Here is a 26,651-nt window from a genome sequence, read left to right as displayed (position 1 = left end):
AAATCTTATGGCAAGAATAGAAGTAATTAACTTTTTACAAGCACTCGTTCGCCAACCTGAATTACAAGCCAAATTAAAAACTCTTCCTAAACCCGAAGTTTTAGCGTATGCAGAGCAAGCGGGTTATAAGTTTACCGAGCAAGAATTCGACGATACTGTTTGGGGAATCGAGATTTATTTAGCAAATAAATTAGGGGAGAATTTCGATTTGACATTTAGTTTGTGGGAAACAATGTGGGGCAAATACTATCTGGAATATCTCGCTGCTAACGTCATTGATAGTTTATCCCAAAAAGAGATTGATGAGTTTCTAAACCAGTAAAAAAGGTGGACTAGTCAATGAATTTTGAACGTACATTTGATTACATTATTGTAGGTGCTGGCGCGGCTGGTTGCGTCATTGCCTACCGACTGATGAAAAATCTGGGTTGTAGCGTTCTGTTACTCGAAGCAGGCAGTCCAGATAGTAACCCCGCCATCCACAACACAGATATGCAGTCGATGACTTCTCTGTGGGGTTCTAATGCAGATTGGGGTTACTCAACCGAACCAGAACCAGGTTTAGGCGATCGCCAAATCTCCATCGCGCAAGGCAAAGTTTTGGGCGGCGGGACTTCAATCAATGCCATGATGTACATTCGAGGCAATCGTCGCGACTACGATCGCTGGAAATATTTAGGTAACGAAGGTTGGAGTTACCAAGAAATCTTACCCTATTTCAAGAAATCGGAAGATTATGAAGGGGGAGCCTCTGAATATCGAGGTGTAGGGGGACCTTTACACGTCATTAACTATCGCAATCCTGCACCTGTATCCCAGGCTTTTGTGTCAGCGGCGATGGAATTGGGATATGGGGGTAATGGCTGGGACTGCAACGGCGCACAACAGGAAAATGGTGCATTTTTCTATCAATCGACTCGCACTCAAGATAACCAGCGTTGCAGTACGGCTGTTGCTTTTCTCCGACCAATTCTCGGACATCCTAATTTTGCAGTAGAAGTTAACGCGCAAGTCACCCGACTTTTATTTGCTAAACAGCGGGTTATTGGGTTGGAATATCTGCAAGACGGCAAAATTCACCAAGTTAAAGCCGAAGCAGAAGTCATTCTTAGTTGCGGTGCATTTGAATCGCCAAAACTGTTAATGCTTTCCGGTATTGGAGCCGCCGAACATTTGCAAGCTCATGGTATTCCCCTCGTAGTTGACTTACCAGGAGTTGGTAAAAATCTGCAAGATCATTTGCTATTTGGAGTTGGATATAGCTGCAAGCAAGAACAACCCGTACCTAATCTTCTTTCCGAAGCAGGTTTATTTACTTACACCAACAGCGACATCGATCGCAGTACGAACTCACCCAATTTGCAATTCTTTTTTGGACCCGTACAATTTTTAGAACCTCAGTATCGAGTCGATGGTCCTGGTTTTACTTTCGCACCAATTTTAGTGCAGCCGCAAAGTCGAGGCACTGTTTCTTTAAGATCTAACAATCCGCAAGATTTAGCCGTTCTGCGTCCTAATTACTTACAATCTGAAGCCGATATTGATGTGTTAATTCGAGGAATTGAATTATCGAGAGAATTAGTGAATACTCATGCTTTCGATGAATTTCGCGGTGAAGAATTAGCCCCAGGAATTTCTGTAACTAGCAAAGCAGAATTAAGCGCCTATATTCGCCAAGTTGCTTCTACTGTTTGGCATCCAGTTGGAACTTGCAAAATGGGAAGCGATCGCGATGCTGTTGTCAATGCCCGACTTCAGGTCTATGGAGTAGAAGGACTGCGAGTTGCCGATGCTTCGATTATGCCCACAATTACTAGCGGGAATACGAACGCTCCTACTATCGCTATTGGTGAAAAAGCAGCCGACATGATTATTTCTACTCGGTAATTTGAAAAATATCAACACAAGAATTAATCAACAGAGTGAGAGGCGATCGTGACAGAAACTTTTGATTATATTATTGTCGGTTCGGGTGCGGCAGGTGCAACCGTTGCTTATCGCTTGAGCGAACTTGCTGATGCCAAAGTCTTAATTTTGGAAGCTGGCGGAACTCAAAATTGGGAAGCCATTGACGTTCCCTATCGCTGGAATGAGTTGCTATTGACTGAAATCGATTGGGCTTACATGAGCGTTCCCCAGCCAGGGTTAGCGAATAGACAAATCTATTCTGCGGCTGGCAAACTGATCGGCGGAACTTCCAATATTTATCACATGATCCACACTAGAGGTAAAGCCGCTGACTTTGATGATTGGGCTTACAACGGTTGTTCTGGCTGGTCTTTCAAAGATGTGCTCCCCTATTTTCAAAAACTCGAAAATCAGGTAGATGACACTAACCCTACTGCGGGTAAAGGTGGACCAATTAATGTCATTGATGCCAAATACGAAGGCAACCCAGCTTCACAAACTTTCATCGATGCCTGTGTAGAACTGGGATATCCTTACGTCAAAGACTTTAATGCTGAAGATTTTGGTGTTGGTTGGCATCACGTTGATATTAAAAATGGTAAACGCGCTGGCGTTAGAACTGCTTATTTAGAACCAGCTTTAGCTCGTCCCAATGTCACTTTAAGTAGCAATTCCCAAGCAACAAAACTATTAATAGAAAACAATCGTTGCGTGGGGGTTGAATATCAGCAGGATGGAGTTTTAACGACTGTTAGAGCCGATCGCGAAGTTATTGTTTGTGCGGGTGCAATTCAATCGCCAAAATTATTGCTGCTTTCAGGTATTGGCAATCCAGAACAACTGCAACAATTCAACATACCTACAGTAGTCGATTTACCAGGTGTAGGAGAAAATTTTCACGACCATCCGCTGATTATCGGTCCGATGGGCATGATGTCCGAACCAGGAGCCGATCCCAAGGGCAACATGACTGAAGTTGCCTTATTTTGGAAATCTGAACCGTCGATGCTGGTTCCCGATTTAGAAATTTGTTTGGTGCATCGCGCCCCATTTGGCGAATCATTTTTCGGTAACGTCATCCAACGCCTGCAAACGAATCAACCAATTGCACCAGTCAGCCAGTTAGTCGATCCGAGAATCATTTTGGCACTACCTGGTTTGGTGCGTCCGCTATCGCGTGGTTGGGTGCGTTTGGCAAGTAGCGATCCGATGGCTAATTCGCTGATTAATGCCAATTATGGCGCAGAAAAATCGGATATCGATCGCATGGTTGAAATGGTGAAAATAGCCCGTCAGATTTATCAAACTCAAGCCTTTACTAAGTTAGGTTTGACAGAAATCAATCCAGGTCCAGAAGTCAACACTGAAGCAGCACTCAGAGATTGGGTAATTAACAATGTCGGTTCCTACTACCACTACGTAGGATCTTGCAAAATGGGTGTCGATCGCATGGCAGTTGTAGACACGCAACTGAAAGTTTACGGCGTGGAAGGATTGCGCGTCGCAGATGCTTCCGTCATGCCTGCCATCCCCTCATCCAACCCCCATACAACAATCGTCGCGATCGGCGAAAGAGTCGCAGATTTTATTAAACAAGAGTCGTAAATCGTAGGGGCGGGTTTAGCAAATCGATCTCCAACTGAAGCAGGAAATCAAAAGTCAAAACCCGCCCGTACAGGAGGGGCGAGTTTAGCAAATAGATCTCCAACTGAAGCAGGAAATCAAAAGTCAAAACCCGCCCGTACAGGAGTCGATGATTAATTAGCGATCGCCGTCAACAATCCACAATCAACCATTAACAATCAACTATCACTAGAGGTCAAAATGCCAGAACAATCACAAACAGAAATTTTCGATTTAGGCGATTTTCAACTATCAACTGGATTTATCCTGTCTAATGCCAAATTAGCGTATAAAACCCACGGTAAATTGAACGCAGCTAAAGACAATGCGATTCTGTTTCCACATTTTTTGGGCGGAGCGCCAGAAGCTCTAGAAATCTATATTGGCGAAGATCGTCCGCTCGACCCGCGCAAATACTTTATCATCTTACCTGGGCTATTAGGTAACGGTGTTTCTTCCTCGCCCAGCAACACAGCTGCACCCTTCGATCGCGGTGCTTTCCCGCAAACTCATATTGCTGATGATGTTATCGCTCAGCATCGGCTCGTAACGGAAAAATTCGGCATCGACGAATTGTATTTGGTACTCGGCTGGTCTGTAGGTGCGCTGCAAACTTATGAGTGGGCGGTTCGCTTTCCCCACATGGTCAAGCGTGCTGCTTCGATCGCGGGCGCTCCCAAGCCTTCCCCGTGGACTCTTTTGTGGTTGCGAACGGCGATTGAGGAGCCGATCTTAGCCGATCCCGCTTGGAACAACGGCTTCTACACCGATCCCCAAGCCGTACAAGCCGGATTGCGCCGTCAAGCACACGTCATGGCGCTGACACTACCACCCCTGGGATTCTACCGTGAAGGCGAAGAAGTCTGGCGGACAATTGGCTTTGCTTCTATGGATGATTTCGTCTCTCGCTTCTGGGAAGCCTTTATGCTGCCCCAAGATCCCAATAATTTAGTGAATCAATCGCGCAAGACCCGCGCCGCTGACCCCAGTGCTGGTGGCGATCTATCTGCTGCACTCAGCCGCATTAAAGCACAGATGTTTGTGGTTGCTTTCACTGGCGATCGCATGTTTCCGCCGGAAGAATGCAAGCGCGATGCCGAAAGGATTCCCAACGCTAAATACTGGGAAGTTAACAGCATCGGTGGTCACTTGACAACATTCTCCCTGACCGAGCAAGACAGACAGGCAATGGATGATGTGCTGCGGCAAGTGCTAACAGCTTAACTTAACTTTTTCCATGGAGAGAATCAATGTATATCGGTCGCGATTGGTCAATCGATCATAACCAACGGGCAAAAGTCAATAATGCCGAACTTAGATATGCTTTAGTGGGAAGTGGCGAACCCGTACTGTGCATTCATGGTACGAATATTGCTGACAGCCTGATTACACCGCTACAGTTTTATCCCCAGCTGTTTGAAAAATACCAGTTTATTAGCTACTACAGAGCTGGCTACAACGGCAGCACGTTAGAGAAAGATAGTTTGAGCATTGAGGAAGGTGCAGAACACGCTAAACAATTACTGGAGCATTTAGGGATTGAAAAAGCTCACATTCTGGCTTTTTCCTTTGGTGGCGTAATTGGCTTCCAGTTCATGCTTTCCTATCCTGAGATGGTGCATTCTGCCATCCTGCTCGAACCATACTTGCCGAGAGAAGCACCAGAGGCAGTTGAAGCAAACGTGAATGCCTTTAATCGAGCGATGGATCTGTTTAAAGCTGGCGATCGCCTGGGTGCTGCTCAGCGCTACATGGTGGATGTCTGCGGACACAGTTTTCTGAGTGCTGTCGATATGACAAATCCAATTGACGTGTGGGACAGAGTTGCCGTTGATGCCAATATCGCTTTCACAATTGATTTCCCGGCAATTTCCAATTGGGGATTCAGAATGTCAGAGGCAGATCGGCTAGTCGAGAAAAAACCAACTATGCCAGTTTTAGCGGCGATGGGATTGGACAGTGAAGCTGCGATGCCTGGTTTTCGCGAAACGCAGCAGTTTCTGATCGACTGGCTACCGCAAGCCGAACGATGCGGCATCATGAATGCAACTCACGGGATGCAAAGCATGAATCCCGTAGAAGTCGGACAAGCTGCCCTGGCTTTTCTCCAGAAGCACTCAATGGTTTAAGCTAAGGCTGATGATTGATTTTTGACGCGATCTTGTATCTTTCTATTAACGCTTTTTGAAGGAAGGTTATGCAGACACGCACTCTCGGTAACAACGGTCCACATGTCTCTGCTCTGGGTTTAGGGCTGATGGGGATGTCAGACTTCTACGGTCCCGCTGACGAAGCTGAAAGCATCTCCACCATACACGATGCTCTTGCCGCTGGGATTACGTTATTGGATACAGGAGACTTCTACGGATCGGGTCACAATGAGATGCTCCTGCGCGAAGCCTTGAAAGGTCGCAGGCGTGAAGATGTCTTTATCGCCGTCAAATTCGGGGCGATGCGATCGCCTAACGGTGGGTTTATTGGCGTTGATTGCCGCCCCGTTGCTGTGAAAAACTTCCTTGCCTACACGCTCAAACGGCTGGGAACCGACTACATCGATCTTTACCAACCAGCGCGGATAGACCATACAGTGCCGATCGAAGAGACAGTCGGCGCGATCGCCGAAATGGTTGAAGCGGGCTACGTCCGCCATATCGGGCTTTCAGAAGCAGGAGCCGAAACCCTGCGCCGCGCCCAAGCCGTTCACCCGATTAGCTGGCTGCAAATTGAATATTCGCTCCTCAGTCGCGGTATTGAAGCTGAGATTCTGCCTACAGCCCGCGAACTCGGCATCGCAATTACTGCCTATGGAGTCCTGTCGCGCGGTCTTTTGAGCGGTCACTGGTCGAAAGAACGATCCGAAACAGCCCGCGACTTCCGCGCCCACCTGCCCCGCTTTAAAGGCGCAAACCTAGATTGCAACCTCGCTCTCGTCGAGGCGCTACGGGCGATCGCCCACGAGAAAGGGGCGACAGTGGCTCAAGTCGCGATCGCCTGGGCTTTAGCGCAAGGATCGGACATTATTCCCCTAGTTGGGGCGCGTCGGCGCGATCGCCTTGCTGAGGCACTGGGCGCGTTGGAAATAGAGCTGTCTGTGGCAGATCTTGCCCGGATTGAAAAGGCAGTACCAACAACTGCGGTGGCGGGCGGTCGCTACGATGCTGGGCAGATGGCTATGCTCGACAGCGAAAGAAAAACATAAAGACGTTAACAAGAGATTTGCTATGGCTACCATTCAGTTTACATATTGCACGGGATTAAGAAGAGAGATTTTTGCCAACGTCCGTTTAACTGGTAGCTGGGACAGCAACGGACGCTATTCGGAGCAGTGGACGACTATCCCCATGCAACAATCTATTGGTGAAGATGGCTGTCCCTGCTTGACAACGATCGTTGAGTTAGATGATTCGCAGGTTGGCTGGTTATTCCGTTGGAGTGTAATTCTAGATAGTCCAGCAGGCGCAGATTGGTGGGGCATCGCCACTGAGATTAATGACGGCAATTCGAGCGATCGCTACCGCAGTTTTACACTACAACCTGATAGCGGGAAACCGCAACCAGAACGCTATTACCTCACGCACTCGCGTCTTCTAGGAGCGCAAAAATACTATACCGAGGCTCCCCAGCCAGCGATTCAATTTGCCGTTTGGTCGCCTAACGCTCAAAATGTAGAAGTGGTTTTTGGTGGCGCTAGTGGTTATATAGGTGATGACGGTTCCGGTATCGACTCCTCTCGCAGTACGTTGGCTTTATCCCGACAAAACAATGGCATTTGGCAGACAAATATTGCTAATTCTGCCCTCGCTAATTTCGCCAATTTTGACCATCTGCCCTACATGTATCGGATTACGAAACAGGATGGCAGGGTGGAGTACAAAACAGATTTATATTCCCGCTGCCAAATGGGTCAAGGGAATATAAACCCCAACGGCGCAGCTTATACTGGCGATTACCGCGACCTTGATGGTTCGGTGAGTTGTTCGGTAGTTGTCGATCCCGATCGCGTTTTGATGCAACCTGGAGATAGCATTACGTCATCTTCACAAGAATTTACCTCTGAGGCAGAGTTTTGGCAAAACGAATTTAATCCCAATCGTCCCCTTCCCCGTCGCGTTGAAGATCTCGTTATCTACGAACTGCACATTGGTGCGTTGGGATACGGTACGAATCGACCTGGTAATTTTGCCGATGCTATACAACTACTACCCTACTTAGTCGATTTGGGTGTCAATGCAGTTGAATTGCTGCCCATGTCTGAATTTAGAGACGAAGAAAATTGGGGTTACGAAACATCCCACTACTTTGCTTTAGAATACAGCGCGGGTGGTCGCGACCAACTGAAGCATTTCGTCCGCGAGTGCCATCGTAACGGCATTGCCGTAATTATGGATGTCGTCTACAACCACTACTCTCCAGATGCCGGACGCGCGCAATGGGCTTATGATTCAGACATTCCCGAACAAAACATTTATTACTGGTACGAGGGTAACTCTAGCAACTATTTCTACACCGATGGCAGGCACTTCCCAGAAGGCGGATATGTAGACAACATGTCTACTGGTTTCTCTCCCCGCTTTCATGAGGAGATGGTGCGGAAGATGTTTATCAGCAGTGCTGCGACTTTATTAGAAGAGTTTCATGTTGACGGTTTCCGCGTCGATCAAACAACTTCGATGCACTCATATAACGTACTACACGCCGATGGTAGACCGTTAGGAAACGTTAATGTTTTTGGGGCTAAATTCCTGCGAGAATGGTGTCGGACGCTGAAACTGATCCGCCCAGATGTGATGTTGATGGCGGAGGATCATTCTGATTGGGATCGAGTTACCGAGTCAACTGAAAATGGTGGTTTGGGGTTTGATGCGGCTTGGTATTCCAGTTTTTACCATAATTTAGTCGGCGATGCCAGCGCCGGAAGAGAATATGCCAAACTCATTCCCACGGCTGGTTATGGTGACAACGATCCGCTAGCAATGGATTACTTTGCAGGCGCGTTAGCAGCATCTGGCAGTCACAAAGTTGTTTACCACGAATCCCACGACGAAGCAGGTAACTCATATTATGACGAAGGTGGTTATCGCGTTGAATCTCGGCGCACGATTGTAGCGGCGGTGAACTCTGCACCTTTAATTGGCGACACGCGGCGCTTTGCTGAGGCACGCTGTCACTTTGCTTGTGGCGTGACAATGCTGAGTGCGGGTACGCCAATGTTTCTCATGGGTGAAGAAATTGGGGCGCAAAAAGCCTACAGATACCGTGGCTTCATGGACAACCGCGAAGATTTGCTAGGCGAACGGCAAACTAACGGACAGCAATTGTTTCGATTTTATCAGGATATTATCCGACTGCGACTCGACAATTCAGGATTGCGATCGCACAATATCGATATTATCCATGCCCACAATGCTAACCGAGTTATTGCATTTAGACGCTGGGACAACTCTCAAGAATTTCTAATTGTCGCTAGTCTCAACAATAATCCTTTTGGTTCGGGATATGCGATCGAATCTTCTCGTCTTGGAAATGGTTCTTGGCGCGAGATTTTTAACAGCGATGCCGAACCTTATGGGGGAAATAGTGTCGGCAACTTAGGCGGCTCTATTACTTCTAATAACGGTTGGATTAATGTTGTCATTCCAGCAAACGGATTTGTCGTTTTGCAACGAGTTTAGATTCTCCCAGCTCCCCTTAAAAAGGGGGCAATAAGAGTTCTCCTTGGGATGCGATTTAGAACTACCCAACCCCCTTAAAAAGGGGGCGATAGAACTTCTTATCGTAACACAAAATTTACTGCTATCTGCATCCAAAAAATTTTGACTTTTAACTTTTGACTTACTTCATCATGCCAAAATACACAGTTGAAGATATTTTAGACATCATTAAAACCTTCACCTCAGAAGAAAAAATTGCCCTGCAATCGCAGCTGGCTACAGTTTTCAATTCTCCAGCAGGTGTAAAACCTTCAAGTAGAAACCAGCAATCTCAATCCTTTGGTAACGTTACCCTTGGCAGCGGCAATACTTTTGATGCTAATCAGATTTCTGCTGAAGGCTCTGTAAATTTAGCTCGTAGTACAAACACGGGTGAATTTGCTAAAAAAGAAATTCAAGAAGCTTTAGATTTATTACAAACACTTAAACAAGGAATTGCTCAAACTGAGAAGCTGAATATATTAGAAAAGAAAAATGCTGAGGCAACTATTTCAGTTGTAGAAGAAGAACTTGTCAAGCCCAAACCAGATAAAAACTTACTAGTTCAAGCAGGAAACGCTTTAGAAACTTGTTGTAAGAAAGTAGCAGAATTTGCCGATCCTGCCTTGGCTATTGCTAATATCATTGCCATGATTGTTTGAGAGTTATCGGTGTACAGATGTTACATATAACGTCTGTACAAAGTTATCAGTTGACTTCTCACTTTCATTTTTCAATACTCACATTTCCATAAATAACGACTAATGACAAAAAATGTTAAACAGTCAACAGCAAGTACAAAGCTTCGGTGATATTGCATTGGGAGATGGGAATGTCTTTACAATTAACCAAATCCTTCAAGTCACTGCTTCTGCAATTCAAACTCGTCCTCTCAATTCAACTTCGCCTTATCGGGGACTGAAAAAATTTGAAGTTAATAATAAAGATATTTTCTTCGGTCGCGATCGCCTCATTGCCAATTTAATTTCAATCGTCAGCCAAAGTAATTTTATCCTACTTTTGGGGGCATCTGGAAGTGGCAAGTCATCCTTAGTTCGGGCTGGAATTATCCCTCAGCTTGCTGAAAGGTTAGGTGCTAAATTTCGCGACTTTACATTTACGCCTGACAGAAACCCTTTTGAGTCTTTTCGGATTAGTTTGATTAGCAAAGGCTATAGACAATCCGAAGTAGAAACTGCTTTTGATAATTTTAAGTTACCACTCAATCAGGGTATTCACGCTTTGAAAGAGGATGATTCGCAGTGGCTCATATTTATCGACCAATTTGAAGAACTTTTTACCTTATGTCAAGATTTAGAAAAACGCAAAAAATTTATTGATAATTTAATTGCTATTGCTAAGTCGAATCGGCAATCTGTCAAAATTATCTTAGCAATGCGAGCAGATTTTTTAGATCGTTTTAGTCCCTATCCAAACTTAGGTAAAATTGCGCAGCAGAATATTCATCTCGTCACTGATATGTATCCAGACGAGTTGAGACAGGCGATAGAACAACCTGCTGCCCATCATGGTGTTATTTTTGAAGCTGGATTAGTAGAAGAAATTATTCGAGATATTCAAGGACAAGCTGGTTCTTTACCTTTATTACAATATACTTTAGATTTACTTTGGCAACATGAAGATATTTCAGACCGTACTTTAAACATTAAAACCTATCGAGAACTAGGCGGCGTGCGTGGTGCATTACAAATTCATGTCGATTGCATTTATCAGCATTTACAACCACAAGAGCAACTTGCAGCAAAACAAATCTTTCTGAGATTAATCGATTTAACCGCAACAGAAAAAGAAGTCAATATAGTGGGAAAAGCTGTCAGTCGTCGCGCTCATCTGACTGAATTTGATAATCAATTGGTTCAAAGTATTTTAGAGCGATTAATTGACAGCAACTTATTAGTTACCAATCGTCAAGAACAATCGACTGTAGAAATTGCTCACGAAATTTTAATTAACTCTTGGTCAACTCTGAAAGAATGGATCGAAGATAGTAAAGAAACGATCGCCATTCGCAATCGATTATCAGAAGATGCCCAACGCTGGCAAGATGCAGGCACACCGCCAGACGAACTCTGGAGTGGTTCCAAGTTGCAACGAGTGGAAGAACTACGACAACAGCAAGAATTCGATCGCCTGGGTGGGTTAACTGGGTTAGAAAATCAATTTATCGATGTTAGTATAGCCGAACGCGATCGCCGTCTTCGGGAAGCAGAAACACGCAGAAAGCGACAACTCATAGCAGTTTCCGGCACGTCAATTATTTTTGCCGGACTCGCACTTTTGGCAGGCGTGCAATGGCATCAAGCCGAACGACAGAGAGCAATTTTATGGTTGCGCGAACGAGCAAATCAAGCCACCAACCTGCTACACGTTAATCCAGTAGCAGGAGTAACGAGTGCGATCGCCCTCACTGGTGAAAGTATAGACCGATTTAGCGATCGCTACGCGCAGATTTTACCCCAAATACGTTCTAGTTTACGGGATGCGATCGCCGTACCGACAGAACGCAATGCCCTCAGAGGACATCAGGGTGCTGTTTGGGTAGCTGCTTTTAGCCCTGATGGTCAAATTATAGCTAGTGGTAGTATTGATAGAACGATACGACTGTGGGACAAATCTGGAAAGCCCGTCGGTCAACCCTTGCAAGGACACCAGCAAGGCATTTTCTCCATTGCTTTTAGCCCTGACGGACAGTATATAGTTAGTGGTAGCGCCGATGGTACAGTATGGTTGTGGGATAAATCTGGTCAGGCGATCGGTCAACCATTTCAAGGTCATGTTAATCACGTCAAATCAGTTGCCTTTAGCCCTGATGGAAAATATATAGTTAGCGGTGGCGATGATGGCACAGTCAGATTATGGGATTTACAAGGCAATTCTGTAGGTCAGCCAATTCAAACACGACAAGGGCAAGTTTGGTCAGTCGCCTTCAGTCCAGACGGACAATATATTGCTAGCGGTGGTACTGACAACACGATTAGGTTGTGGGACAAACAAGGAAATCCACGCAACCAGCCCTTTCGGGGTCATCAAGACCAGGTGTTTGCAGTTGCCTTCAGTCCCGACGGAAAAGCAATTGCAAGTGGTAGTGCTGATAATACAATTCGATTATGGGATCTCAGGGGCAATGCGATCGGTCAATCCTTCACCGGACACGAAGATTTTGTCCGTGCAGTCACTTTTAGCCCCGATGGAAAGTATATTTTGAGTGGCAGCGATGATAAAACAATTCGATTGTGGGATCTCAAAGGAAATCAAATCGGTCAACCTCTGATCGGACACGAATATTATCTTTACTCAGTTGGCTTTAGCCCTGATAGAGAAACAATTATTAGTAGCAGTGAAGATGGTACGGTGCGCTTGTGGAATCGAGCCGATTTTGAAAGCGATCGCACTCTGACGGGACACCAGGATAAAGTCTTAGCTGTAGCTATGAGTCCCGATGGGCAGTACGTTGCTAGTGGTAGTGCTGACAAGACAATTCAGTTGTGGGATAAATCTGGAAATCCTCTGGCTCAGTTACAAGGTCATCAAGGTGCTGTAAACTCAATTGTTATTAGCCCTGACGGACAATATATCGCCAGTAGTAGCGACGATCGCACGGTACGATTGTGGGATAAACAGGGTAATGCGATCGCGCCTCCCTTCCAAGGACATGCAGGTGATGTATTCTCGGTCGCCATCAGTCCTGATGGGCAATTGATTATTAGTGGTAGTGCAGACGGCACAATTCGATTGTGGGATAAACAGGGTAATGCGATCGCGCCTCCCTTCCAAGGACATGAAGGTGGCGTATTCTCAGTTGCCATCAGTCCTGATGGACAACAGATTATCAGCGGTGGTAACGACAAAACAATTCGCGTGTGGGATCTAAAGGGCAATCCTATCGGTCAACCCTGGCGCAGACATCCAGATGAAGTCCACTCAGTTGCTTTTAGTCCTGATGGAAAATATGTCGTTAGCGCTAGCCGCGATCGCACGGTACGTTTGTGGGATCGCCAAGGCAACGCGATCGGTCAGCCTTTTTTAGGGCATGGTAGTCTCGTTACATCCGTTGCATTCAGCCCAAATGGAGAATATATCGTTAGTGGTAGTCGCGATCGCACGGTAAGACTGTGGGATTTGCAAGGCAATGCGATCGGTCAACCGATGCAAAAACATGAAGCTTCTGTCACCTCAATTGCAATTAGCCCCGACGGGCAACATATTGTCAGCGGGAGTTGGGACAAAACAGTACAATTATGGCATGGTGGTAGTTTCTCAACTTGGTTGAAAACAGCTTGCAACAAACTACAAGCACATTCCATTCTCACTGCGTCTGCCACAGAAACAGCTAAGATAGCCAGCAAAACCTGTCAAACTAAGTTGTAATTGGTCGTTGGTCATTAGTCATTGGTCTTTTGTAGCGATCGATAGTTAGTTGTTCTTAGTTTTGACTTTTGACTTTTGACTTTTAACTTTTGACTTTCCTATGGTTTCCTCCCGCAGCATACCCAACCGCGAGACGATCGAGCAGCTGGCTCAACAATTTCCAGAAGTTGATATTGCTTCAGTCGCAACCTGTTTGGCTTTTCTCGATACTACTGCTGATGTTTATACTGCCCTAGAAACTCATTTTGCCCGTCACAGCTTATCTGTGGGCAAGTTTACCCTACTAATGCAATTGTTTGTGGCTGGGCAACAGGGACTTACACCTTCGGATTTTGCCGAACGTGCGGGTGTCACTCGTGCAACTATTACCGGACTGTTAGATGGATTAGAACGGGAAAAATTAGTGCAGCGCCAACCCTATCCAGGCGATCGCCGAATGCTAACGATCCATCTGACTGAAAAGGGGCGAGAACTCGTCTCAAATCTCCTCCCAGAGCATTTTTGCCGCACGACCAGCATGATGTCTCAGTTGACGGATCTAGAAAAAAAGACATTGATCGAGTTACTCGGTAAACTGCGTTCTGGTACTGCTGCAATGCGCGAACCATAACTGCAACTAAACTAATTTGCGAGCGTACTGTAGGATATAGTTAGTCGCCTAACTATACGGCGGCTAATATTTTTTAGTGGTGTACTAAATATGAAAAAACTGAGCGTCAAGCAAAAAAACTGGCTGCTATCTGTCCATGTTGCTGTAGGCAGTATATGGTTTGGCACGGCTTTATCTATGGTTGCGATCGCACTACATAACCGCAACACCATCAATGGCGATGAACTTTACGCAATTAACTCAGTTCTGAAACTGCTAGATGATTTTGTCATTATCCCCGCGGCTGTCCTATCATTAGTCACAGGCGGATTGCTCTGCTGGCTAACAATTTGGGGGTTTTTCAAACACTACTGGGTAATAGTTAAATGGGTGATGACGGTCACCCTGATTGTCACGGGTACTATCTGGCTTGGTCCCTGGACAAATGCAATGACTGCTATTGCTCAAACAGAGCGAATTCAAGCATGGCATAATCCTCTATATATATTTGACCAAAAAGCAGTGTTAATTGGTGCTGCCATACAGACTGGCTGTATTTTAGCGATCGTTGCTATTTCTGTGATGAAGCCTTGGGGAAGGAGAAAAATCGAGAATCGGCAACAAGAGCGCTCTGTTGCTTCGAGTTAAAGTTGAATAAGGTAGAGTGAGATACCCAAGTCACCTTGATTCTGTCATCAAGTATTTTAACTCTTGACTTTTGATATATGTCTTTACTTTTGACTATCGCTTCCTTGGCTGTTGCTAGCAGCGCGATCGCACGCTGAAAATGGCACAACGTTACAGCTCCAGCTAGCATCAATCACTTCTCAGCGCAAGACTTTTCATATTTTGTGTTAACGTAAACGTCATCTTACTTCAATTTAAAGTTGAAACATAAAACAGGGTTGATGGTTGGCAATCTCCTATCAACCTTTCTTTATGGTTGCTTTTTATCAGAGGATGAAACGCTATATCAAGGTATTGTCTCCGAGATAGTTCTTTTTTTTACAATTTATCTATTTTTCTAGACTAATTTTGTTGCTAAGTTTCCTAACTAACTTTTTAACAATTTTAATACTAAGAAATCTTAAATACTAATTATATCAGTATTGTCTTACCAAAATTTTTATTAGATTCAAAAACTTCTGCTAACAAAGCACGCATTAGATAAACTATAACCATCGCCACAAACAAACTACTTACTTTACTGTCAATTCTATTATTTTTTCAATTCCTGAACTTTTCTGTCTTAACAAAATATAAGTTCTAGAAGAATATAAGGACTAGGTTGCTTAATCAAGTAGTACTTGAACTTACTATTGCATAATGGTAAGACTTTTTAAGTCTATTTTAAGATTTGATTTAAATTTAGCTCTAAGAGCTACTAGAGGTAGTCGTGAAGCTGCAACCTGAGCGATAGATATTTGCTAAAGCTACTACATAAAGCTATGACAGTTATTTTAGTTACGGGTTCGGCAGGATTAATTGGTTCTGAATCAGTGAGATTTTTCTGCGATCAGGGTTATACCGTTGTAGGAATTGATAATAATATGCGGCAAGTGTTCTTTGGGGAAAATGCTTCTACTAAATGGAATCGCGATCTTCTATTAGAAAAATATGCAGAACGCTACATTCATCATAATATTGATATTCGCGATCGCGAGGCAGTTACTCAACTATTTCAACACTATAACACAGACATTAGCTTAATTATTCATACAGCAGCTCAGCCTTCCCATGACTGGGCAGCTCGCGACCCCTACACTGATTTTACAGTCAATGCTAACGGTACTTTGGTCTTACTAGAAAATACCCGTCAAATTTGTTCAAATGCTGTCTTCATTTTTTGTTCTACTAATAAAGTTTATGGAGATACACCCAATTTTTTGCCACTAGTTGAGCAAGAGTGGCGCTGGGAAATTGAGGAAACACATCCATACAGTGTCGGCATTGATGAAACTATGAGTATTGACCAATGTAAACACTCCTTGTTTGGAGCTTCCAAGGTTGCAGCAGATGTATTAGTCCAAGAATACGGACGTTACTTTGGCATGAAAACTGCTAACTTTCGGGGTGGATGTTTAACAGGTCCTAGTCACTCAGGTACTGAATTACATGGGTTTCTATCTTATTTAATGAAATGCACGATGTTGGGAAAACCCTATCGGGTTTATGGCTACAAGGGGAAGCAAGTTCGAGACAATATTCATAGCTACGATCTAGTCAATGCTTTCTATCATTTTTACCAAGCTCCTCGTGTTGCTGAGGTTTACAACATTGGGGGAAGTCGGTTTAGCAATTGCTCGATATTAGAAGCGATTCAAGAATGTGAAGCGATCGCTGATAAAAAACTCAATTGGAGTTATGAAGAGATTAATAGAATTGGAGATCATGTCTGGTGGATTAGTGATGTTCAGAAGTTTCAACAGCATTATCCTGACTGGAACTTAACTTATGGTATTAAAAACATTGTTAAAGAAATTTACATTCAAAATACGAGTCGGTGGAATTAAAAATTAGCTTGTTTAAGTAGTGCAACTTACTCTCTTAGCTTCATTTATATTGGAGTAATAGCGATGCAAAAAATATTTCAACAACGAACAGTTAAATTTTTTCTTGGTGGGGGTGTAGCAGCAGCACTGAATATCTGGCTCATTTCGATATTAATCGATCGCTTAGGGTTTCATACACCTGAATTGCGAAATCTCGCCAATGCAATATCAATGGAGGTATCGTTATTATTTAGTTTTTTCATCTACCGCATTTGGGTATGGACTGGTGGTGATTGGAGACTGGAAAAAGTTTTGTGGCGACAGCTACCGCTCTATCATGTATCTGCTAGTTCGAGCATAATTGTACGTTTAACTCTTTTCCCTATCCTCGATTGGTTAAGTCTTAGCCCTCAAACTAATACCCTCATAGGCGTACTATTGGGTGCTATTCTTAACTATATAATTAGCGATCGCCTAGTATTTAAAACTAGAAAAAAGACCGAGCTTTATTATCCAGAAGGATTAGCACCAGCTTTAGCAAATCCGTCAAATTCAAATAAACTACCTGTAGCCTCTGTAAATATTGAACCTAATCTGGTTCTTTCGATAGTCATTCCAGCTTATAACGAAGAGGATTGTATTGCCCAAACGATCCAATCGATTAGCCAAGTTTTAGAAGAGAAGTACATCCCTTACGACATTTTAGTAGTTAACGATAATAGTCGCGATCGCACAGAGGCAGTTTTACAACAGCTTCGCTTACAGAATCCCAAAGTAACCTACATTAACAACTATTATCCTAATGGTTTTGGTTTTGCAGTACGCTGCGGTTTAGAGAATTTTCAAGGGAATGCTGTAGCGATTGTAATGGCAGATTGCTCTGACGCTCCAGAAGATATAGTTGCTTACTACTATAAACTATGTCAAGGTTACGAATGCGTGTTTGGCTCCCGCTTTATTAAAGGTGGTAAAGTCATTGACTATCCAGCTCATAAGTTGATTGTGAATCGTTTAGCCAATTTGTTTATTCAAATCTTATTTGGTTTAAACTTCAACGACACGACTAATGCTTTTAAGGCTTATCGACGAGAAGTCATTAAGGGAGTGTATCCACTTTTATCTCATCACTTCAATCTTACAGTTGAAATTCCGCTTAAAGCGATCGCGCGAGGCTACTCTTACGCAGTTATACCAATTTCATGGCGCAATCGTACAACAGGAGTTTCCAAGTTAAAGCTCAAAGAAATGGGGAGTCGTTACTTATTTATTGCTTTGTGTGTCTTTCTAGAAAAGAAACTTTCTAGAGGAGATTATGTTCGGAAGAATTTACAGCCTGCAATTCGTAGATGAACCTTACGAGGAATAATTCTTAATTCGAGGAAGCTGATAAAATCATGGTTGTTTCGCATTTAAACCAAGAAAAATATTTAAAAAAGCTTTACAGCAATCGATTTAATTATAAAGAAAGGAGAGCTAAAATTGCTTTGTGGAAAGTTCTAATAGAGAATTTTTTGCAAGCACATGTTGGACGAGACTCAATTGTATTAGATATTGGGGGAGGATATTGCGAGTTTATCAATCACGTTCAAGCAAAAGAAAAGTATTTGATTGATTTAAACCCTGACTCTCAAGTCTTCTCTAATTCTGATATTGGGGTCGCGCATATTAATCTGCTAAATTCTAAAGAGCGAGATTTGTTTACAAAGCGTGTCGATCGCATCTTTATTTCTAATTTTTTTGAACATTTAAATAATAAAGAAGAGTTAATTGAAATTTTGTTGTTCTGCTGGGATCGCCTTAAGCCTGGTGGTTCTCTGTTAATTATTCAACCAAACTTTAAGTACTCGTTTAAGGAGTACTATGACTTTATCGATCATGAATTACCACTGACGCACCTTTCTTTGAAAGAAATATTAGAGACTGTGGGCTTTGAGATTGATGTGTTAATTCCGAGGTTTTTGCCTTATTCAACAAAAGGTAGACTATCTTCACCTCAGCTTTTAAGACTCTACCTTAGATTGAAAATCTTGTGGAGGTTTTTAGGAGGGCAAATGTTTGTGAAAGCAGTTAAACCTTCCAAAGTTAATGAATTACCAGCAATCGGGAGATAGATCTAATGACTCGACATGTTTTGATTACAGGAGGAGCGGGTTTTGTAGGTAGTACTCTAGCGTTGGGGTTGGCTCAGCGCTATCCTGACTGGCAGATTACTGCTTTAGATAACCTCAAGCGGCGGGGTTCAGAGCTAAATTTACCTCGACTGAAGCAAGCAGGTATTCAGTTTATTCATGGAGATGTACGAAATCAAGAAGATCTCGATCCAGTGGCACTTAAACCCGACTTAATTGTAGAGTGTTCGGCAGAACCATCAGTTTTAGCGGGATATGCGTCTCCAGGGTACGTACTACAAACAAATTTGGTGGGAACTATAAACTGTCTAGAATTGGCTCGACAAACTCAGGCAGATTTTATTTTTCTTTCTACTAGTAGAATCTATCCAATTAAGAGCCTTAGTAGTTTGCAGTTTAAAGAGACAGAAACACGGTTTCAACTCTTAGAGCAACAAAGTCTACCAGGAGCATCGAGCCAAGGTATTGCTGAGAATTTTCCTTTAAATGGGTCGCGATCGCTTTACGGTGCTACTAAGTTAGCATCAGAGCTGTTGGTGGCTGAATATGCCGAGGCTTATGGACTAAGAACTATAATTAACCGCTGTGGCGTGCTGACTGGACCCTGGCAAATGGGCAAAGTCGATCAAGGCGTATTTGCTCTGTGGATGGCATTTCACTACTTCAAGCGATCGTTAAAATACATTGGCTATGGTGGAACGGGCAAACAGGTACGAGATTTTTTACATGTAAGCGATCTCCTAAACTTAATTGACCTGCAAATTCATCAATTATCAAAATTAGCTGGACAGACATTTAATGTAGGCGGTGGGGTAAACAATACACTTTCACTCTGCGAGACGACGCAGCTTTGCCAGGAAATCTGCGGACACAACATACCAATTACTCCGCTTCCAGCCTCTCGCATGGGAGATGTTCCGATTTTTATCACAGACTCTAGCAAAGTGATGTATGCCACTGGATGGCAACCTCGGAAAGATGCAAAAACAACTCTAACTGAAATTTATGAGTGGCTGCATAAATTCGAGCATCAAGTTAGTGAAATTTTTCTTTAAGGAATAGTTGTAACACCAGCAATAGGAAGGCTACCGTGAGTTTATGAAACCACTATAAACTCTTTGAAATAGGAAAAGAAAGACTAAACTTAAAAGCTTCTTTTATGTACAAATCTACAAATTCTAAATTTAATATAGCCTTATTATTTGCTTATCTCATTCCGCCAGCAGTTACTCTATCTTTTATCGCTATTTTTAGCGTAAATGCTCCGTTCTGGGATCAATGGAGCTTAGTTGCTTTGTTGGAAAAAATTACCACAAGCAAAGCAAGCTTTGTTGATTTTTTTGCTCAACATAACGAACATCGTATACTTTTTCCAAAGGTTATCTATATCGGTTTGGCTTTTTTCTCTAAATGGGATGTTAGATATGAATCGTATTTCAGTGTATTTTTAGTAGCAATAAATTCTTTGGTATTTTACAAAATTTCAACTTTGAATGCAAAGAAGAATCTCAGCATATCAAAGCATTTAACCAATATTTTAACCTGCGTTTTACTGTTTTCTATAGTTCAGTATGAAAACTGGTTATGGGGTTTCCAACTAGCATGGTTCTTAGTTAATACCTGTTTAGCAATAGCTGTTCTAATTATTTCTTTATCAAATAACTACCCAAAAAGGTTGTACTTGGCTGTAATACCTTGCTTTATAGCTAGTTTTTCTTTAGCACATGGCTTACTAACTTGGTTAGCTGTAATACCTTCAATAGTTTCTATTAAAGGGAATGCTAGACAGAAAAAGACAAGAATTACAATATGGTTATTACTATTTCTAATAAATTTTGTTGCTTATTTTATTAATTATCATAAACCAAACCACCATCCCACAACGCTTTTCTTTCTCAAAAATCCATTAGCGACTTTACATTACTTTTTTACTCTTCTAGGAACTCCACTTATATACAAGGCGATTCTTCCCACACTTGCAGGAATAATATTTTTTGGAGTTTTTCTATTGTTAACATTTCATTTTGTCAAAAAAACTAATTTCACGTTAAACATAAACTTAGAAGTAGCATCTTGGATATCAATAGGTTTATTCGCAATTCTCTTCGCCCTCGTGACTACTCTAGGTAGAGCAGGCTATGGAGTTGGACACGCCATGTCAGTGAAATATATAACCTCTTCAATATTACTAATTATTTCTACCATCCATTTATTGCAAATATTTTTATCAAATAATAATTTTATTATTGGGCTTTTAATGGGATTTTTCTTATGAATTCTGTTAATCAACTTCCACAAATAAGTTCTCTTCATTTACAAAGACAGGCTGGTAAGACTTGCCTAGAGTTAATAAAATTTATAGAAGGAACTGAACACAAGTGTTTTGAAGGTTTGCTTCCACTTTCTTTTACTAGTCAGCTAAAACATTATGCAAAAACATTGGAAGAGATAGGTTTGAGAGAGTTTCCAAAAGATATATCTTTCATCACTAAGCCAATCAAGAGCTATGGGAGTATAGAATATCCCTCTACAACAAGAAACTCTATAACAACTAGTAGGAATGGAAGTATAAATTTGAGAGGCTGGTGTATGCTGTCGAATAGTCAAGAACTTTCAAAAATAGTACTGTTTTCTTATGGTAGTAGCAAATCTTTTTTTGCTGATGCGCTTGTAAACCCAGATAGTTCCATTGTTGACAAGGCATTTAACTTGATTCAACCTAACAAAGTAGGATGGTCAGCTAACATTTCATTCAAGCCATTACCACTTGGACAGACTGTAATTAAAGCTTGGGTATACGAGCCTGTGGATAAGCAATTTATCAAGTTAGATGGTGAAATTAAAGTTAATGTGGTGGAGTAAAAGATATTAGTAAATAGCCTTTTTGCTGAAATTGTTTTATTTATTGCTCAAGTTGAAACATGTAAAATTATTACATAAACAATGATGCAATACTACAAATAATACTTGTCTCTCTACAACTTCTCATAAATAAGTAGTAATATCTTACATCCAAATTTTTGATAATCTTACTGGTTTTGTAATAAAAACAAATTATTTATTGTTTTTTTCTAAAATGAAATAATGGTTAAACAAAATTCTTTTCTACTTTCTATAATTTGGATAATCCTATTAGTATACTGTTTTCTGATTTTTGTACCAATACCCAACAGTCTAGGAACGGATTTAGAGCTATCTTGGCAATATGCAATTAGCCGTGCAGCAGTTGACAGACTGATTTTTGAAAAGACATCATATTCACATATGGTCCTTTGGGTTACTTAGTTCATGGAGCAGCGTTAGAGCAAAATTTTATTACAGTAACAAAATTTCGTTTTATTGTGTATTTCATTTTATTTGTAGCGGTGTATTTAAAAATCGCAAAGCTAAAAACGAAGCCCCAGAAATTAGCAATATTCTCAAGCTGGTTGTTACTTGTTTCTGATTAACCTATCTGTAACTTACCAAAATATATCAACAGACTACCAGATTTTATTTATCTTTTTAATCATCTTATCTATAGTTGATAACTTACCTATAAAGTTAATTAGGTGGTGCGCTGTCAGTTTAGGCGCTTTTGCTGGTTTCTGTCTATTAACCAAATTTACTCTTGGAATTGCTACTGCTGGTTCTCTTTGTTTATTCTTTTTGGGAGTTTTATTAACTCTATTAAGAAAAACTCAAATTATCTGATTAATCTCTTTGCCTTAATTGATTCATTATTAGCTGCAATATCAGTATCTTTCCTACTATTATCACCAGATTACTACGTATCAAACTTTCATAAGATACTAGTTTGTCTTGTTTTTTCTGGTGCTGCTGGGTTACTAGCTTGGTTTCTTCAGCTAAGGCTAGATCGTAAAGTTGTTCTTAAAGCAGGAGAGAAAATTATTAAGAGAAGGAGCTTAAGCTTAAGGAGTAGATCTCGTCTTTGGACTGTATGCTGGTGCGTATTTTACGTAAGTTACTGTCTTTGTCTTTTCGCAACCATTTTTTACTCTTATCCTTCTTTGATAGATTATTTTAAAAACTATATAGATATGGCATCTAACTATTCTAGTGCCATGAGCCTTATTGGTTCCCGACGAGAGTTATTTCTTGCAATATCAGAACTAATTTTGATATCTATTCTTTTAGTTTTAGCTATAAGAGCGGGAAACCTTGGTTTTGCATTAGCTTTGTTTCTATGTTTATTTTTAGCTTTTAAGCATGGATTTGTACGTCATAGTGCTAATCATATTATTATTTTTAGTTGGTGTACATTAATTATCATCTCATTATCTATACCCAAACTGAGAGCAGTAGGCGCTCGAAAGTTTTCTTATCTACTATATCTTTACGCCTTAATTGTAGCTTTTATATTTTGGATACCACTAGGAGCTAATAGTCCTCGGTCTGTTACTCCAGATATGGCGATCGCAAATTTATCACATTTATTTAATGTAAATTCTTTACAGGCTAGCGTACGAGCAAACAGCAACAAAAATTTAGCTGCTGAAAAATTACCTACTAGTATGACAAGCATAGTAAAAGATAAAAGAATTGATATTGTCCCTTGGGAAATATCATTAGTAGCAACAAACAACCTAAACTGGAAGCCGCGACCAATACTTCAATCTTATTCAGCTTATACAACTACTCTTGATAACATCAACTTTAAAAGCTTAGCAACAGAGCCAAGAGACTATATCTTCTATGATTTTTCTGCTATAGATGGTAGACATCCTTTTTTTGATGACCCTAAAACTTTTTCTTATATTTTTTGTAATTATAAATTAAATTCTTATCTACCTAAATCTATCGAACAAAATAAATTTTCTTATCCAACCAACCTGCTGCTTTTAGAAAAACTTCCTTTGAGTGGATGTGTCCCAGGTGTTTCAACAAGTAAAACGTCAACTGTACGTTGGAATAATTCTCAGCATATAGAAGTAAGCGATCGCTCTATAATTCTTGCACAAATTAAATTCACGTACTCTCTCTTTGGAAAAATCTATAAAAGCTTGTTTAGAAGCCCACCTGTAATGATGCAAGTAACTTATGCAGATGGTAGCGAACGAGACTACAGAATTATTCCTGAGAATTCAGAAAACGGTGTTATAGTGAGTCACCTACCTAAAGATGCAAATGAGGCTTTGTCCTTCTTTCGCAGACAGTTACCCGCTCAAGTTCAATCATTCAAGTTCCATGCAACTAATTCTCTCTTGTACTCACCAACCATAGAAATAAATTTCTTATCACTTCATATCAGGCTTGCAGACAGTTACTAATAGCAACTATCTGTAAAAATCTTCATGGCTGAAGCATAACTATTCTCCGATTTACAATTTTCATGAAGCTGGTAATATTAACGCACCAATTCTTAACCTGACGCGGCTCCAATGCGGAGGAAACCTCCGCTTCCGCCCGCTTACCAATCCACAAATGGTAAGAATTATCTACTCATAAGTTCGAGAATTCAGAGGAAACCGCTGTCGAGCAATGCGAAAAATCTTAACGAGTCTAATTACGTGTTCGACAAAGCTTTGATGACTAGACAATTTTTGATTTTTCTCTTTCGCAATCAGCAACAATACATGCGCCAACGATTGAGCGCGATTAAACTGCTGCAAGAAGGGCACAGTCGTAGCCAAAGTGAGTGAGCAAGTCGGGTGCCGCTATGACACCTTGACGAGTTGGATGGACAAATATCTGGAGGGCGGACTTAAGGGCTTGGTCAACCCAATTCGACATTAAAAACCGAGCCGATTAACCCCAGAACAACAGCAGCAACTGAAGGAAATGGTGCTGAGGCAACGACCCAGCGACTACGGCTACGATCTCAATATGTGGACAGGCGCAATTCTGTCGCAAGTGATTGACCAACGGTTCGAGGTGCAGTTGAAAGACTCCCGCATCTATGAATTGCTCTCGGAGCTAGGACTGTCCTATCAACGTGCCCATCGAGACTATGCCAATGCTGACCCTAAAGCGCAGAAGGAATGGGTAGAGATAGTAAAAAAAACTGCAATCGCCTCAATCGGGTGAGCGCATCGTGTTCTTTGATGAATTTGCCGTCACAGACCGTCCCAGTTTGTTCTATGGGTGGGCACAACGCAATACCCGCGAGCGAAGTGCCAAGGCGATGAGAGTACGCGCAACAAGCGATGGCGGACTGCTATGCGTCGATGCCTTGAGTGGCGAAGAGTTCTTTCGTCTCAATCCCAAGGCGAAAACCGAAGAGATATCGGAGTACTTAGCAGAGTTATGCCTCGATTGCGTGGAGCTAGGCTACACTCGACTGTGCCTGATTCTCGATCGCAATCCCACGCACAAACTCAAGATGCAGGCGCAACTTGCCATCCATTTAGAGCAGATGGGGCTGGCTCAATCGATTCAAGTCGAGTTTCTCTATTTGCCGTCCTACTCGCCCAAATTGAACTTAGTCGAGTATGTGATTCATCACCTACGCCTGCGATTTCTGCATCACCTGCCCATTGGAACGACGCTGACGCAGAGCGAACCACAATTGAATCAGTTCTTTGATTCACATCAGTTTCTATCCGCAGAACAAGTACAAAAAACGCTCAATTTCATCTTTTCCCTCATTCCCTAATCTTTGGGTGGGAAGGGAGTAATGGAACAATCACACTCATTATTCTACTAATTGCTCCGTTAGGAATGATGGCTGTAATCGTTAATACGTTACTAGTTACAGTTGCTACATATACTGTTACTATTGCCGCAGACCAAGTAATCAAGTTCCTTCAACGCGATCGGCAGATGCCATTTATTTCTCAGCCTACAAACTCAGAAATGAGAACTCGCGATCGCTCGGGATTAAATCGGCGGCAATAATGCGATCGCTCTACATTTCTCAGCAAGGATGCTACGTCTCTCTCGAAAAAGAAACTTTAATTGTTAAGCAGGGCAAAATCATTTTGGGACAAGTGCAGTTACCGCATTTGGAGCAAATATTAGTATTTAGTAAATCCCAAATCACTACCCAAGTCATTCGAGCTTGCTTATGGCGCAATATTCCGATTGCATACCTTTCTCGTATGGGTTACTGTTATGGACGCATCCTACCAATCGAACGCGGTTATCGCCAATTATCCCGCTATCAACAGCAGATAACAACAGTAGAACAATTGTTAGTAGCACGGCAGATTGTCCAAGCCAAGCTGAAAAATAGTCGGGTCATTTTGCAGCGACAGCAGCGCCGCCAGTCTTCAGACATAATTATTGCTGCAATTCAAAGCTTAGAATACTTAATTGAGAAAGCAGGCAAAGCTACTACAGTTGAACAATTAATGGGTTTAGAAGGAGCTGGGGCATCGCACTACTTTTCTGCGTTTGGAGAGTGTATTAACTCTTCTGAATTTATTTTTGCAGGTCGTTCTCGTCGTCCTCCAGGAAATCCTGTTAATGCCATGCTTAGCTTTGGTTATCAAGTCCTGTGGAATCATTTACTGGCGATGATTGAAATTCAGGGACTCGATTCCTTATTATGCTTGTCTACATCAAGGAACAGAGCGTCATGCTGCTTTAGCCTCTGACTTAATTGAAGAGTTTCGCGCTCCCTTTGTTGATACTTTAGTGTTGTGGTTAATCAACCGTCACATTATAGATGCTCAAAATGACTTTGTGCATCATGACGGCGGCTACTATCTTAACGATTCTGGAAGGTCAAAATATATTAAAGCATTTGTACAAAGAATGGAAGAAGAAATTCAAGCTGACCCAGGAGAAAAACAACCTAAATGGGATTTAATCACACAACAAATTAAAGCATACAAACAATTTGTTTATCAGCCCATACAGCTTTATCAACCTTATCAAATTCGCTAGA

General features: G+C 42.0%; 19 protein-coding genes and 2 pseudogenes. All 21 read left to right on the top strand.

The window, feature by feature from the left end; genetic code table 11:
• Nucleotides 1–7 precede the first annotated feature (7 nt).
• The 21 genes and pseudogenes from N4J56_RS08580 (at nucleotide 8) to cas1 (ending at nucleotide 26,650) form a co-directional block, all read left to right on the top strand.
• Complete coding sequence (locus N4J56_RS08580) at nucleotides 8–322, top strand: Nif11-like leader peptide family natural product precursor (protein WP_317106074.1); 315 nt, start codon at nucleotides 8–10, stop codon at nucleotides 320–322.
• 17 nt (nucleotides 323–339) lie between these two features.
• Nucleotides 340–1,887, top strand: a complete 1,548-nt coding sequence (locus N4J56_RS08575; RefSeq protein ID WP_317106073.1) for a GMC family oxidoreductase — start codon at nucleotides 340–342, stop codon at nucleotides 1,885–1,887.
• 48 nt (nucleotides 1,888–1,935) lie between these two features.
• Complete coding sequence (locus tag N4J56_RS08570) at nucleotides 1,936–3,513, top strand: GMC family oxidoreductase (protein ID WP_317106072.1); 1,578 nt, start codon at nucleotides 1,936–1,938, stop codon at nucleotides 3,511–3,513.
• Nucleotides 3,514–3,732: 219 nt separating this feature from the next.
• Complete coding sequence (locus tag N4J56_RS08565) at nucleotides 3,733–4,755, top strand: alpha/beta fold hydrolase (protein WP_317106071.1); 1,023 nt, start codon at nucleotides 3,733–3,735, stop codon at nucleotides 4,753–4,755.
• A 26-nt stretch (nucleotides 4,756–4,781) separates the two neighbouring features.
• On the top strand, nucleotides 4,782–5,660 hold the full coding sequence (locus tag N4J56_RS08560; protein WP_317106070.1) for an alpha/beta hydrolase: 879 nt from the start codon (nucleotides 4,782–4,784) through the stop codon (nucleotides 5,658–5,660).
• A 68-nt stretch (nucleotides 5,661–5,728) separates the two neighbouring features.
• Nucleotides 5,729–6,730, top strand: a complete 1,002-nt coding sequence (locus N4J56_RS08555) for an aldo/keto reductase (protein WP_317106069.1) — start codon at nucleotides 5,729–5,731, stop codon at nucleotides 6,728–6,730.
• 22 nt (nucleotides 6,731–6,752) lie between these two features.
• Complete coding sequence (locus N4J56_RS08550) at nucleotides 6,753–9,203, top strand: alpha-amylase family glycosyl hydrolase (RefSeq protein WP_317106068.1); 2,451 nt, start codon at nucleotides 6,753–6,755, stop codon at nucleotides 9,201–9,203.
• Between the two features lie 170 nt (nucleotides 9,204–9,373).
• On the top strand, nucleotides 9,374–9,883 hold the full coding sequence (locus N4J56_RS08545) for a hypothetical protein (RefSeq protein ID WP_317106067.1): 510 nt from the start codon (nucleotides 9,374–9,376) through the stop codon (nucleotides 9,881–9,883).
• 112 nt (nucleotides 9,884–9,995) lie between these two features.
• A complete protein-coding gene (locus tag N4J56_RS08540; RefSeq protein WP_317106066.1) occupies nucleotides 9,996–13,610 on the top strand; it encodes an eIF2A-related protein in 3,615 nt (1,204 codons plus the stop codon).
• A gap of 100 nt (nucleotides 13,611–13,710) precedes the next feature.
• Nucleotides 13,711–14,220, top strand: coding sequence for a MarR family transcriptional regulator (locus tag N4J56_RS08535; RefSeq protein ID WP_317106065.1), 510 nt, complete (start codon nucleotides 13,711–13,713; stop codon nucleotides 14,218–14,220).
• A 90-nt stretch (nucleotides 14,221–14,310) separates the two neighbouring features.
• Nucleotides 14,311–14,847 carry a hypothetical protein gene (locus N4J56_RS08530; RefSeq protein ID WP_317106064.1) on the top strand — a complete coding sequence of 179 codons (537 nt, stop codon included), beginning with the start codon at nucleotides 14,311–14,313 and terminating at the stop codon, nucleotides 14,845–14,847.
• Between the two features lie 800 nt (nucleotides 14,848–15,647).
• Entirely contained in the window at nucleotides 15,648–16,712 is a 1,065-nt protein-coding gene (locus tag N4J56_RS08525; RefSeq protein WP_317106063.1) for an NAD-dependent epimerase/dehydratase family protein, read from the top strand.
• A 63-nt stretch (nucleotides 16,713–16,775) separates the two neighbouring features.
• Nucleotides 16,776–18,041: a glycosyltransferase gene (locus N4J56_RS08520; RefSeq protein ID WP_317106062.1), complete on the top strand. Its 1,266-nt coding sequence runs from the start codon at nucleotides 16,776–16,778 to the stop codon at nucleotides 18,039–18,041.
• A gap of 44 nt (nucleotides 18,042–18,085) precedes the next feature.
• On the top strand, nucleotides 18,086–18,802 hold the full coding sequence (locus tag N4J56_RS08515) for a methyltransferase (RefSeq protein WP_317106061.1): 717 nt from the start codon (nucleotides 18,086–18,088) through the stop codon (nucleotides 18,800–18,802).
• A gap of 5 nt (nucleotides 18,803–18,807) precedes the next feature.
• Nucleotides 18,808–19,875, top strand: a complete 1,068-nt coding sequence (locus tag N4J56_RS08510) for an NAD-dependent epimerase/dehydratase family protein (protein WP_317106060.1) — start codon at nucleotides 18,808–18,810, stop codon at nucleotides 19,873–19,875.
• A gap of 104 nt (nucleotides 19,876–19,979) precedes the next feature.
• Nucleotides 19,980–21,095: a hypothetical protein gene (locus N4J56_RS08505; protein WP_317106059.1), complete on the top strand. Its 1,116-nt coding sequence runs from the start codon at nucleotides 19,980–19,982 to the stop codon at nucleotides 21,093–21,095.
• Nucleotides 21,092–21,682 (top strand): hypothetical protein, encoded by a 591-nt coding sequence (locus tag N4J56_RS08500; RefSeq protein WP_317106058.1) that lies wholly within the window; start codon nucleotides 21,092–21,094, stop codon nucleotides 21,680–21,682. Before N4J56_RS08505 ends, N4J56_RS08500 begins: the two co-directional genes overlap by 4 nt.
• Before the next feature lie 1,178 nt (nucleotides 21,683–22,860).
• Nucleotides 22,861–24,090, top strand: a complete 1,230-nt coding sequence (locus N4J56_RS08495) for a hypothetical protein (RefSeq protein ID WP_317106057.1) — start codon at nucleotides 22,861–22,863, stop codon at nucleotides 24,088–24,090.
• Between the two features lie 258 nt (nucleotides 24,091–24,348).
• Nucleotides 24,349–25,415, top strand: a pseudogene (locus tag N4J56_RS08490) (IS630 family transposase).
• Nucleotides 25,416–25,480: 65 nt separating this feature from the next.
• Nucleotides 25,481–25,657, top strand: a complete 177-nt coding sequence (locus tag N4J56_RS40835) for a hypothetical protein (protein WP_410500310.1) — start codon at nucleotides 25,481–25,483, stop codon at nucleotides 25,655–25,657.
• Nucleotides 25,657–26,650: pseudogene (gene cas1, locus N4J56_RS08480) on the top strand (CRISPR-associated endonuclease Cas1). The gene N4J56_RS40835 and the pseudogene cas1 overlap by 1 nt, the downstream one beginning before the upstream one ends.
• The last annotated feature ends 1 nt before the right edge of the window (nucleotide 26,651 follow it).

Source organism: Chroococcidiopsis sp. SAG 2025, assembly GCF_032860985.1.
Classification (GTDB): Bacteria; Cyanobacteriota; Cyanobacteriia; order Cyanobacteriales; family Chroococcidiopsidaceae; genus Chroococcidiopsis.
The sequence above is the reverse complement of the archived record's forward strand: the minus strand, read 5'-3'. Positions and strand labels throughout refer to the sequence as shown.